Origin of the sequence: Pedobacter sp. SYP-B3415 (genome assembly GCF_004138205.1) — a bacterium.
In the GTDB taxonomy this organism is placed as follows: Bacteria; Bacteroidota; Bacteroidia; order Sphingobacteriales; family Sphingobacteriaceae; genus Pedobacter.
On the sequence record NZ_RXNQ01000035.1, the window covers coordinates 158,696 to 171,272 of the forward strand.

8 protein-coding genes are annotated in these 12,577 nt (G+C 50.4%); 3 read left to right on the forward strand and 5 right to left on the reverse strand.

Annotation, left to right across the window (positions count from 1 at the left end):
• Window positions 1-13: 13 nt before the first annotated feature.
• The 5 genes from EJV45_RS16850 to EJV45_RS16870 form a co-directional block, all read right to left on the reverse strand.
• Window positions 14-343, reverse strand: a complete 330-nt coding sequence (locus EJV45_RS16850; RefSeq protein WP_129717527.1) for a hypothetical protein — start codon at window positions 341-343, stop codon at window positions 14-16.
• An 866-nt stretch (window positions 344-1,209) separates the two neighbouring features.
• Complete coding sequence (locus EJV45_RS16855; protein ID WP_129717528.1) at window positions 1,210-1,716, reverse strand: hypothetical protein; 507 nt, start codon at window positions 1,714-1,716, stop codon at window positions 1,210-1,212.
• Complete coding sequence (locus EJV45_RS16860; RefSeq protein WP_129717530.1) at window positions 1,703-6,214, reverse strand: RHS repeat-associated core domain-containing protein; 4,512 nt, start codon at window positions 6,212-6,214, stop codon at window positions 1,703-1,705. Before EJV45_RS16860 ends, EJV45_RS16855 begins: the two co-directional genes overlap by 14 nt.
• Before the next feature lie 35 nt (window positions 6,215-6,249).
• Window positions 6,250-7,515: a tetratricopeptide repeat protein gene (locus EJV45_RS16865; protein ID WP_129717532.1), complete on the reverse strand. Its 1,266-nt coding sequence runs from the start codon at window positions 7,513-7,515 to the stop codon at window positions 6,250-6,252.
• An 11-nt stretch (window positions 7,516-7,526) separates the two neighbouring features.
• Complete coding sequence (locus EJV45_RS16870; protein WP_129717534.1) at window positions 7,527-9,344, reverse strand: type VI secretion system Vgr family protein; 1,818 nt, start codon at window positions 9,342-9,344, stop codon at window positions 7,527-7,529.
• 315 nt (window positions 9,345-9,659) lie between these two features.
• Between EJV45_RS16870 and EJV45_RS16875 the strand changes: the two genes are divergently transcribed.
• The 3 genes from EJV45_RS16875 to EJV45_RS16885 all read left to right on the forward strand — a co-directional run bounded on the left by EJV45_RS16875 (window position 9,660) and on the right by EJV45_RS16885 (window position 12,542).
• Window positions 9,660-11,060 carry an alpha-L-fucosidase gene (locus tag EJV45_RS16875; RefSeq protein WP_129717536.1) on the forward strand — a complete coding sequence of 467 codons (1,401 nt, stop codon included), beginning with the start codon at window positions 9,660-9,662 and terminating at the stop codon, window positions 11,058-11,060.
• A 15-nt stretch (window positions 11,061-11,075) separates the two neighbouring features.
• Complete coding sequence (locus EJV45_RS16880) at window positions 11,076-11,603, forward strand: DUF4269 domain-containing protein (protein ID WP_129717538.1); 528 nt, start codon at window positions 11,076-11,078, stop codon at window positions 11,601-11,603.
• Between the two features lie 96 nt (window positions 11,604-11,699).
• Window positions 11,700-12,542, forward strand: a complete 843-nt coding sequence (locus EJV45_RS16885) for a S1 RNA-binding domain-containing protein (RefSeq protein WP_129717540.1) — start codon at window positions 11,700-11,702, stop codon at window positions 12,540-12,542.
• Window positions 12,543-12,577: the final 35 nt, after the last annotated feature.

Genomic DNA, 12,577 nt, shown 5'->3' on the forward strand with positions numbered 1-12,577 from the left:
CGCCCATCTACCCTTACTTCGCACTCCGGCTGTTGGCCAGGCTGATGGCTTCCTCGAGTGCATTTAACAGTTCGGCCCAGGTATTGGCCGTTAACCTGAGCAGCGGCCGCATCCAGTCTGTATTCTTGATGACATAGACGATAAACTGTCCGGGTGTTGCCGTTCTGCTGTACCAGCCTGCATCGACAAGAATATGATAGCGGTACTCAATCTGCAGCAGGTCTTCTTTCAGGAAACTGGTATTGTCGAGCGGATCTGCGCTGTTGTCCAGCGCACTCAGGTCGTCAAAAACGACTTTCCCTCTGGCAGAGCCGATGATTTCGGCAATCGATTTTGGGGTCATGTCAGATCAGGTTATGCGCAGCTGCGCGTGCAGCCGCAGCAACGCTCCGGCCTTAAATTATGACCCCCTGAAAATTCGATGTTATATAGTAATCAACTGAATAACAATGCAAGAGCGCAAAACCAATCAGATTTAATCATAACGCCTGTATTATACCGACATTGCCCTGTGCAGGATGATTGTGTAACTGCTACACATTTTGCACCTAAAACTTACCATTTAGAACTCATTGTTGTCCGGTAAAAATTGGCGGAATGAAATGAGATCCTTCTGAACAGCCTCAAAGCATTATTTGACTGAGTCTTTTGAATCAAGCCCCTCTGTATTCTATGCCTGCGGGTTTTACATACAGGCGGTGCTTTTAATAACGGTTTTACCTGACTACTGCCATTGATAGATGCGAACCGGCCTTGTATCTTCTCGCCGCAGAAAAGTATTAAAAGTCTTGCACTGTTTTAGGGAGGTCGGGAGGAACCAAGGAGGGGAACTCTTTGGGAATAAGGAGCAACGAATCATGAACCAAGACCATGGCGCATAACCGCTCATAACGCCGTTTTTAAGTCTGAAGCTGAGAACAGCCGGTCCTTTTCCCGCCGCCGTAGGACTTTTGATGCTTTTATGCAAGAAGAGATACACAGCCGGAGCGTTTGTTCGTGTCTTGTATATTATTTTCAGTGGTACGAACGCTTTCGGCTGCGCCTCAGGTTGCTTCTTTTTCGCCAAAAAGAAGGAGCCCCCGCGGCGGTGAGCGGTTCGATACCATAGCCTCACATTTATTGGAAACCAAAGAACTATAGGCTTTCGCAAAACTTTCCCCGGACAACAATGACTTACCCCTTACAACTTACCACTTAGAACTCAAAACTTCACCTGATAACCGGAGGCGGAATTACCCGCACGCTAAGTTCCCCATGCTCCCTGACCTCCTGCAATCCAAAGGCTTTTAAGGAACGTTCTGCCTTCGACTGGCTAAAAAATCTCTCCAAATGTGCTAAGGCGCGTTCAGACGCCAACGGCTTAACAGCGCTAAGCAGCCTTTCATCAGAAGTCTTGCGTTTTGCCGCCACATGCGAAATCAATGCAAGGCGGATATAACTATCCCGGTAGTCGATAAAGAAGTCTTCAATGACAAGGACCCTGAGCGCGTTCAACAGCATTCCTTCGCTTCCGGCCTGTTGATTCAAGGCCTGAACGGCCAGATCATAACTGATATTCAGCAACTTATCGTGTACTGTGGTATCACCGGTTATTTCGCGAAGATCTGCAGCCCTGAGCATATCTCTCAGTTCCTCATTGTCTTCGAACTTCCGGATCGCTGTTTCGGGTTCACGCTCCAGCTCGGTGAGAAAAGCTTGTATTTTATTTATAGCCATTTGGTCTCATATAATTACCATCCTGTGTATAACCTGCGCGCTCCAGCATGTTTAACTCCCGGTCAAAGATTGTACGCGGATATTTCGGATCGCTGCTGATCCGGTTCGCATCGCTCGGATCTGAGGCAAGATAAAAACTTCGCTCGGCATCAATCCCACCCATTACCCATGAATCGTTTACCTGCAGCGACCAGTAGTTCGAATCGAGAATCTGCATACCGAGCGACTGCGCTGCCTTTGTATCGGCAAGCCGGCCCATTGCGATCTCCCGCGGATCAAAAGCGGTGTCCTGGTACACCCGCCAGCCCTCTGCCGCACGTTTTCTGCTCTCGAACCAGCCGCTCGTCTGCCGCTGAAATTCATTCCACGACGTAATGGGTTTGCCCATGCTCAAACCAAGCACATCAGTAAATGCGGTGCTGTCTTTTACATACTGGTAAAGCCGTAGTCCGCCGAGCAGGCCGATAGGATCCCGGCTGATATATGTTCCGGCCTGTGGGTCATAATACCTGAACCGGTTATAATACAGCGTAGTTTCTTTATCCTCATACTGTCCCTGAAAACGGAAAGGTATGAAATGCCGGTCCCCGGTTGCAGACCTTACACGGCCGTATATATCAAGCTCGCTGCTCCAGACCAGCTGTCCGTTTTCATCATAAGCCTCGGTTGGTGTACCCAGATAATCGCCGACCACGCTGTAACTGCGGCCAGCCTGTAGTTTTGCTACCGGGGTAAAGCTGGTCTGATCGTAAATCCAGGTAACCAGACCATCCACAGGCTCTGTCCCGGCTTCATTGAGCGCCCCACTTTCGTTGATTGATGAGGCAGGCCTTGCCTTTAGCGGATAGGTCCACTCGTGCAACAAAAGCTGCCCATCCCACAAAAACCGCGTGATGCTGTTGCCTGCAATTTTAGCTGTCCGCCGCCCCAGGGCATCATATTCAAACCTGCTCACCTCTCCGGCCGGATCCTTGACAGACCGTAGCATGCCATTCGCCTGCCAGCTGTACAGCCAGTCGCCCGCCTGCCAGCCGGGCTCTGCCGGTTCACTTTCTGCAAGGGCCTGGATCCGCACCGGACCGGATGTTGCCGGTATCCCCGGAAGGGAAGTTTGCCATTGCGGCGGACCGCTAAAAATGTCTTTCGCAACCGCGTCCTGATCCTGAGCCATTGTCTCTGACCGGAGGGCAATGATGTTTCGTTTACTTTTTTGAATCAGGTTTCCGCGTTCATCGTACCGGTAATGCCACTGATCATCTTTCAAAAGTTTGCCACCCGTGTCGTAGATCCGGTCATTCCGGTCTTCGGTTCTGTAAACATTGCCCGTAGGGTCGGGGGTTTTATACATCACTTCCCGCGTGTCGCTGTATGTTGCCGCATGCAAACTGCCCGATGTGGTGTGTACAAAATCAATCCGGTTTCCGGTGATGTTGTTCAGCAGTGCTGAGAGCTTTTCGCCCGGCCCCCAGCTGTATTGTCTGTAACGCAAAAGGGAAGCTCCACCCGAACCATTTAACGACGGATCTTCCCTCTTTTCCAGCCGTTCAATGACAGGGCGTCCGCGCTGATCGTATTCAAAAATGGAGTGAAGACCGCCCGGCAGGATTCTGGATATTTCCTGGCCAAATTCATTACGGAAGATTTCTGCGGTCCAGGGTGTCTGGCCATACACCGAACCGGTAAGGCTTTGCAGATAACCAAAGGTATCATAAGTATACGTTATATGGGCCCCAACCGAACTGTGCAGGCCTGTCAGGTTTCCTGTTGAATCATAGCTGTAGCTGATTTTATGTTGGTCCTGCTGTTCTTCCAGAATGCGCCCCAGGTTATCTCGTGTATATAAAACCCTGTTGTGCTCATTTTCGGCTGCAATCAACCGGCCCGCCTTGTCATAATCATAAGACTCATAACTGCCATCATCATACCTTTTGTAGGTTAACCGGCCGCTCCCATCGTAATAGTGAAAGGCAGTTCCACCGTTTGCGTAGCTCGTCTGGATAACCTGCCCGTCAGCATTCCGGAGATATGTGTCTGTGCTGCCGTCAAAACCCGTTTCAGCAATTACCTGGTCGTTTGCATTCCTGGTAAAGGTGTAGGTCTCGCCGTTTTCATTGATAATGCCCTGCAGTTTATTCCAATCATCATACACAAAACGCAGGCTTTCAGACTTTTCGCCACCCGCATAGATACGGGTCTGTGTCAGGAGCGTACCAAGCTGCGTATAACGCATTTGCCATTCTTCCCGGCCGTTCGAGGCGGAAACAGGCAGGTCATAGGCATCATAACTGAAGTTGATGTCGGGCTGCCCTGCTTCGGAAACCGTTTGCACACGTCCATACGCATCGCGTGTCCAGCGGATCCGGGATAAGCCGGCTACAGAAAAGGATAATAGCCTGCCGTATATATCATATTCCCAGGTACGCGCTGATTTGCCGTTTACAGTAAAACTGATTAACTGCCGCTGCCTGTTGTATGTCCATTCTTTGCTCAGTCCTTCATTTGTGACCGCTTTTGATGGCAGGCGTTCCAAACCGCTGTAATTATATTGTTCGGAAGAACCGTCTCTGAAAACATGTTCTGCCAGCCTCCCCAGTTCATCATACGTCCAGCTTTCCTTATTGCCTGCAGCATCGGTAAAACTGATCATCCGGCCTGCCTCATCATACGCTGCATGTTCCTGCTCACCATCGGGCAGGTGCCAGGTCGTTATATTGCCCATCTGGTCATAATCCCGGCCGCTTACCCGTCCCTCAGGGCTCGAAACCATCGTTTGTTCGTTGTAGCGGTTATATTCATACCAGGTCTCCCCGCCCAGTGCATCTACCTTTTTATACACCAGCTGACTTTCATCATACCAGTACTGCTCAATCTTGTCTTTGCGGTAGATCACCTCATTGTAGCCCTCCTTCGGGTGATATCTGATCTCGCCCCGCATAAAGCCGCCTTCACCTTCGGTATGGACCACCCGGCCGTGCTCATCATACCTCCAGCTGTACTCCATGCCATTGCGGTTGCGCCGTTTGATAACCCGGTTCTCCTGATCGTAACCGAAACGGAGGCTCTTCCCTGCCCGGTCGTAAACATGTGTCAGGTTTCCCTTTTCATCATACTGGTAACGAACCAGCAGGTCATCGGTATCGCCATAACAGAAGTGCACCGTTTGTATGTAACGCCCGTCTGCCGTTGGCTGCACCACCAGTTTTCTTCCTGAATCATCTTCAATCTCCTGCATCATGGCCCGCTTGCCACCCGTGTCATAACGGAAGGTAAGCGTGACGCCTTCCTTATAACTGATCCGGCTGATCCGGTAGATGAATCCAAACTCTTCTTCCCGGAATCTCCGGTACTCATACCGGTCAGCACCCAGGGTGATGATCCAGCTCTCCTCATCAGGCCGCTCCTGCCAGAGCCGCTGCTCCCGGTCATAGTGCCTGCCCGATCCGGGCGCGACCACCTGCACAGGCATCACCATATTTTCAGCCGGATGGTTAAAGCCCGCTATACCTGCCTTTTCATCCGGGTAGATGTACAGGTCATAATTGTTGTATACCCCATTGCCCAGCATACCGCTAAACGGCTTATCGCTTCGCCAGGTACTCCTCCATTCCAGTTTCCTGCCACCCTCCAGTTCAAAATCGGTCCATTCAAAAAACATGGCCCCGGTTACAAAGTTGACCGGTTCGAGCCCAAAGTGGCACAGCAGCTTTGACAACGGATTGTTTTTGCCGAACATGTTCTGCAGCATCTGGTTCAGTCCCTTAAGCGCCTTGCCTCCTATTTTGGTCAGGCCCCGCATGATCCCGATGGCTGCAAAACGCATCAGCAACTCGCCGGGTGTGTATTTGTGGGGGATAAACTCGCCGCCGACCAGCACCGGGTTGCCGGTATTGATCTGCACATACATGCTCAGCAGATCGCTGTAAAAAGCAAAATAAGCCAGCGGATTCTTTTTGATCTTGCCCGGAACGGTGGGCAAAGGCTTTAAGCCCATAGGCGGGCACCAGCAGGTCAGCACCTGTTGTGGTTCTGAACCGCTCATTTCTGCACCCTGGCCAAGCACTGTTTTTGAACCCCAGTACACTTCCCCCTCATGCGGCGAGCCGGGAATGTTGACGATAAAATAAACCGGAATAGAGGTAATGTGCCTGAAAGGAAGCAGCACCCCCATTACAGATGTGGTGGTGGTCGCCTTATGCCGCCCGTGTACAAAGATCGACCCACCCATGGGGATGCTTTCCGTACCCAGCATGCCCTGCAAAAAGGAAGGTACGGGGATATTGAAGCGCAGGTAATCGACCGGGTCGAAAACAATACCGACAAAGGGGTGCGGCAAGGGAAAGGGAATGATACTGAACGATGGAATAAACGGAAAAACTGTCCAGTGAAAGTCAATGCCCAGCACAATGTCAAAGTGTTTGCTCACGTGCTGAACCGCCGTATTGTTCATGGCAGGTTTGTTAGCCTTGATCAGCTGAAGGGGAACGGTCGGTATGCTCATAGGTGATTTTTTTGGCCGTTAACCGGCAGTTCATATTACTTCATCGTTTTAGGTTTCTTAGTCAGTTCGATCCATTCCGGACCGAAAAAAGTCTGCATTTCCTCGTTCAAAGCCCTGCCGGCGTCGCTTTGCTGGCCGTACTTTTTGATGAGAATGCCCGCAACGTAAGGCATAGAGCTTTGCCGCCGTTTTTCGGCTTCCATGTTACGGGCAATTTCAAGGCAACGTTCATAATGCCTGATCGCTTCGGCATCTCCGCTTAAGATGCCTTCAGAAAGCTGCCCGATCAGCCGGGTACATTCCATGGCGATGAAATCGTTGCCGATCTCTTCAGCAATGTCAACCGTCTTTGCAAAATATTCCTTAGCCTTATTCTGCTCCGACTGCGAAAGCAAAAAGCTGGCATAATTCATATGTATCTGCGCTGCAACAAGGTTTTCTTCGCCTGCGGCGGAAATAGCCTCTTTATATTCGGCATGTGCGGCCGATGTTTTTCCGTTTGGCGCCAGGCATTGTGCCAGCATGAGCCGCGCGGTTACCTCAGCCGGATTTAGCTTTTGCCTGCGTGCAATGCGGATAGCTTTTTCTAACGCTACGACAGCCAGATCGTGGTTACCTTTAGCAAGCTCGTTACTCGCAACCAAAATCTGTTGCTGGTAATCTGCTTCCGGATCGCCTTTTTTGGGATTGGTAAACTCCGCGGCATTTTGCATCATCGAGCTCAGGTTGGTCTCTACCCTGAACCGGGCAGCATTAGACAGCTTCTTATACGTTTGATGCTGGTGATGGTCTGTGAGCACCAACCTGATATTCGTTCGCCCGGTCTTCTTTACTGCCTGACACCAATCGCTGATCCAAAGACGAAAGGCGTTGAAATCACTGACAACTGTAGGTGCAACCTGAACGTAAATAGCATGTTCAGCTACGCCCGGATAAAGCTGGCAAAGCATGCTCAGCGACTGTACGGGTAGATGTGCATCGCTTCCTGCCGATGTCGTGTCCGTCGCGGTTTGCCAGTCGGCTACATCAGGCGCAGCCTTCTGCCACTCGTTAAAAGCCTCTGTCCATTCGGCCTGCAGACTCGCGCCATAAGTCTGCGCATCATTAAAATCCTGATAGTGGATCAGGTACATATCGTCAGTCCGGGCATCTTCGCGCAGCTGATATTTAAAGTACGTTTCGAACAGATGCACCTCGTGTTTCTCGCCCAGGCAGATAAACAGCGGCGAGGCCGGATTTTCTCTGACCACCTGCTTCCAGCGGCGGTCTATTTTAACCATTTCCAGATGTACGGGATTCACAAAGAGGGCGTTTAGTTCAGTTTAATGGTTCCGCTGGTTACGTTTGCATTGCTTGTTGCCCCGATATTGATGGTCTCTGATGCAAAACTACATTCTGAGCTTCCGCTTACCGCAAGGGTGGTTGTCGCGATATCGAGCGTTGTGGCTTCAATCGCGATTCCTGAAGTTGGTGCACCGCCTTCGGGCCCGACACCGATGCCCAGTGCGCTGGTAGCTGAATTGCCGATGTTTTCACCAAGGGTCATCACGTTTTTACCTTTAATGATGATGTTACCTGACATATCCATCGAGATACTGCTTTCGCCGCATTTGATCACGATAGACTGGCTGGTCTCAAAAAGGGCATTACCAGATCCGTCAAGTGTGATCACATTTCCTGCTTTATCCTGAACGGTTACCCCTGCGCCGTCATCGAGCCTGACCGTATTCCCGCTTTTCGAGGTAAGGCTTTTGTTGTTGTTCCCGGCACCGCCGCCTCCGCCGCTTTTGCCATGAAAAACTGAACCCATAACGATCGGCCGCGCAATATTACCTTCTTCAAAGGCTACCACAACCTGGTCGCCGGCTTCAGGAACAGATACCATGCCGCGGTTTGTGCCTACCTTATCAGAACTGCCTGCATCAGGTGCCATGACCCGCAGCCATTCGGTAGGCTCGTTATTCTGTGTGGCCCATTTAAACTGAACTTTTACCCGGCCCTGCCCCTGCGGGTCATTGTTATCTACTACATTGGCCAGCTGCATATCGGGTTGCGGGCGTTTTTTATCTTTTACAAGCAATCGCTCTGCAGATGCGACCACAGCCTGGAATGAATTGTTGTACTTGCCGGTGCCATCAATATGATGATGAATTGAGGTGACCAGGAACTTGCCCAGGTCTTCGGTTTGAAAGGAAACATCTTTACGCACACTCATGCTCACATCGACAACCTTGCCGATACCGACCATCGGATTCATGCCTGCAGCGTTTACCTGCAGCAGTCTGCTGATGTTTGCTTTTTCCTCGTTGGCTACATGTTCCCTGATTTCTTCATTACTTCCGACACGTATACTTGTTGGCTGGATGAATGTTTTGCCATACATCGCATTTGAGGCCTGGATGGCATGGACCAGGTCGGGCTGCCCGTCGGCCTGCCCCGGGCTTTCGCTTTCAAGCAGCTGGTCCTGACCCGGGCTGTAAGCAAATTTCTTGTGTTTAATGGGCGCAACCTCGATTCCGTAATCAAGTGTATGCAGGTCGCGCCCGTAAAAAAGCGGCACCTCTTTCTGATCGTCAGGACGGCCGAAGCAGAGGCGCTGCCCATCATAAAAGAACCATTCGTGGTATTCAGCAGACAACCGGTTCAGAAAGTCAAAGTCGCTCTCCCGGTACTGTATCACGTAATCAAGCGGCGATTTCCTGCTGGCGTTTGAAACGATCTGCAGGTCGCTGGCGGGCGTTTCTCGGGTGGCGATCCTGACGATATCGTCGAGACTTTTATTCAGGTAGGAACCGAGATCCTCACCGCGATCAATCAGGATGCTCGAACTGTATCCGCTTATGATCACGCTGCCATGAAAACCATGGGTCTGCGACAAACGTACACCGGTTACCAGACCTTTAAAGTCCTGCATCTGGTCCTGGAAATATCCAAACGATACATTGATGGTTTTGCCGACAAACTGCCGGCTCTCATTGAGCGAGATCATACCCGGCTCGCCCATTTTGTCGTTGTAAAGTACAAGTTCGAAAGTGTGATGGGCGTTAAATTCCTGGTTGAGCCTGAAAGAAGCGTAATTCAGAATGGGAGTATCCTCGATGTTGATCTCGACGATAAGCTTTCGTTCCATATGTTTTTCATTTAGGTAAACGGATGATTTCGGAACACTTTCGGGGGTAGCAGCCGCAAGCGATGATTCCTGGTTTCAAAACAAATATAACACCAAAAAAACGGCAGATCGAAGTTTTTATTGCTGCAATCCGCTCACTGTCACGGGCATCCCGGAACGCGTTCCTTCGGTAAAAGTACACCGAACAGACGGGCAAGATAGCTGCCTAAGTGTTCAATAAATTGTAAAAGACCGACACATCGCCACGCAGTGCCCCGGCAATTCACCTCGCCTGGTCTGAAAAAATTAGCTATTTTTCACCCAAAATTTAAACCAATGCAGACCTGTACACGTTTCCTTCTCCTCATTTTTCTCGCATCTTCACTAACAGTATCAGCGCAAAAACAGCAACAAACTTCAGTGCCGCTTACCAGCCTGCAGCAGCAATTCGTAGACCTGGGCTTCGGCATGTTTATCCATTATAATATCCCAACGTATATGGATGATGACTGGGCTGATCCTGATGCTTCGCCCAAGCTGTTTAATCCGCGGAAGCTTGATACAGATCAATGGGCCAAAGCCGCGCGTTCGGCGAACATGACCTACGGTTGTCTGACCACCAAACATCACAGTGGTTTTGCCATCTGGGACACAAAGACCACTCCATATAACGTAATGAACAGCCCGCTGAAAAAAGACGTTGTCAGCATGTACGCAAACTCATTCCGTAAAGCGGGCCTCAAGGTTATGCTCTATTATTCCATCCTGGATACCCACCATAAGCTTCGCCCGGGTCACATCACCCCAGAGCACATTCGTATGATCAAGGCGCAGCTCACTGAGCTGCTCACCAATTATGGTGAAATTTCTGCCCTTATTATTGACGGTTGGGATGCCCCCTGGTCGCGAATATCTTATGACGATGTTCCCTTTGAAGAAATCTACAGTCTGATCAAATCGATTCAGCCCAACTGCCTGGTCATGGACCTGAATGCAGCCAAGTATCCTGCCGAAGCACTTTTTTACACTGATATCAAATCGTATGAACAGGGTGCCGGGCAGCATATCTCAAAAGAGTCGAACCGTTTGCCCGCGCTTTCCTGCCTGCCTATTAATACGGCCTGGTTCTGGAAGCCGGATTTCCCTTCGAAGCCGGTTAAAAGTGCAGACCAGCTGGTAAAGGAGATGCTCATTCCCTTTAACCAGGCCTATTGTAATTTTATCCTGAATGTCGCGCCCAACCGCGATGGCCGTATCGATGACAATGCCGTCACAGAACTGGCGAAGATCGGTACGCTCTATAAAGGAAATACAAACCCACCTAAATTGCCAGTGTACGACGGGCCGCTCATTTCCCCGAACCTGGCCAAACGAAAAGCCGCTAACGGCAGCTGGAGTGATGACATGTGGATCATGGATTTTGCAAATGATGACAGCTTCAGCACGGCCTGGCGATCACACCGCAGCGTGAAACAGCCCTGGATAGAAATTGATCTTGGCAGGGAAACGGGATTCAATACGGTGTCCATTACCGAGGCAAAGGCAAACGTGACCGCTTACGAGATCGACTATTTTTCGAACAACTCATGGAAGCCCCTGCAAAATGGAAACTATACCGGGCGTGTAAAGATTCACCGGTTTAACCGGGTTTGGGGCCAGAAGGTCCGCATTCGCTTTGAAACATTTACCAGTTCGCCGGCAATAGCCGAGATCGGTGTATATAATGAGCGTAGGTAATAACTCAGCAACTGAATGACAGATTTCGCAGATATTGAATACCTGAAAACAGGCACGGACAGCCAGCGGAAGGCATACGAGATCTTAACACGCGGCCGGTATATGGATCTGCTGGTCCACTATGGCCCGAAACTGACGGGTAGTATCCCCATTGCCGTTGATCTGCCCGGCAGCGATATTGACCTGGCCTGCAGTTTCACTGACGCGATGAAATATGAACAGGACCTGCAGGAACGCTTTAGCAGCAAACCGGGCTATGCAATCCGGAAAACAGCTAAATACGGGAATGAAGCCATTGTGGTGCGCTTTGAAGATGCCGGCATGCCCATTGAGATTTTTGGTCAGGCGATTCCTGTAAGCCAGCAAATGAGCTACCGCCATCTGCTTATTGAAGCAAGACTGCTCCAGGAGCAGCCGCCCCGGTTTAGAGCAGATGTAATCAGGCTTAAGCAAGCCGGCTTGTCTACTGAAGCAGCATTTTGCAGCCTGCTTGGTTTAACAGGAGACCCATACATGGCGCTTTTGGAGCTCGAAAACCGTTAATTACCCCCAGGGATGCCGCCCTGCACGGGCCCAGGGATCACGACCGGGTGCAGGTGGAACAAAATATGCGTACCTTTGACGACACGAACACACGTTATGATACAAATCGGCCGATACAACACATTAAAAGCAGATCGTAAAGCTGAACCCGGCTGGATCCTTGAAGACCTTGACAGCGATGAAAATGCTTTGTTAAGCTTTCAGGAAGTACCAAGAGGTCTGCGTGCGGACGACCTGATCGAAGTATTTATCTATGCAGATAAAGAAGGCCGCCTGCTGGCTACCACCAAACGGCCGTTTGCCTGTGTGGGCGATTTTGCATACCTAAAGGTCGTATCAGCAGAAGAGTCGGGCGCGTTCCTCGACCTGGGAATCGCCAAAGACATCTACGTTCCCAAAAAAGAGCAAAAACGCCCTATGAAGGCTGGCGAATGGCATGTGGTGTATGTTTATCTCGACGAAGTAGACGAACGCCTGCTGGCTTCTTCAAGGCTGACCAACCATATCGAGAAGGGCAAGTATAATTTTGAGGAAGGCGATGAAGTCGAGTTGCTGATCACAGAACGTACAGACCTTGGTTATAACGCCATTATCGACAACCATTATCCCGGGCTGCTTTACCATAACGAGGTATTTACGGACCTGAACCCTGGCGAACGCCACAAAGGCTGGGTAAAAAAAATCCGTGCTACACACGAGATCGATCTGACCCTGCAGCCATCAGGATTTGGCCATATCCTGAATACACGCGCAAGTTTGCTCGAAGCACTGAAAAACAACGGTGGTTATCTGAAGCTTGGTGACAAAAGTACTCCTGAAGAAATTTACCAGCAACTGCGTATCAGCAAAAACGTTTTTAAGAAAGCCATCGGCGGCCTCTACAAAGAGCGGCTGATTGAGCTGGGCGACAATGAGATCAGACTCATCGCAGCAGAATAAAAAAAGCGGCAGAAATTATATCCTGCCGCTTTTTC

Bases quoted from the DNA above. Each gene is read 5' to 3' on its own strand.
- EJV45_RS16875 (WP_129717536.1), top strand. From the start codon at position 9,660: ATGCAGACCTGTACACGTTTCCTTCTCCTCATTTTTCTCGCATCTTCA.
- EJV45_RS16885 (WP_129717540.1), top strand. From the start codon at position 11,700: ATGATACAAATCGGCCGATACAACACATTAAAAGCAGATCGTAAAGCT.
- EJV45_RS16860 (WP_129717530.1), bottom strand. From the start codon at position 6,214: ATGAGCATACCGACCGTTCCCCTTCAGCTGATCAAGGCTAACAAACCT.
- EJV45_RS16855 (WP_129717528.1), bottom strand. From the start codon at position 1,716: ATGGCTATAAATAAAATACAAGCTTTTCTCACCGAGCTGGAGCGTGAA.
- EJV45_RS16850 (WP_129717527.1), bottom strand. From the start codon at position 343: ATGACCCCAAAATCGATTGCCGAAATCATCGGCTCTGCCAGAGGGAAA.
- EJV45_RS16880 (WP_129717538.1), top strand. From the start codon at position 11,076: ATGACAGATTTCGCAGATATTGAATACCTGAAAACAGGCACGGACAGC.
- EJV45_RS16870 (WP_129717534.1), bottom strand. From the start codon at position 9,344: ATGGAACGAAAGCTTATCGTCGAGATCAACATCGAGGATACTCCCATT.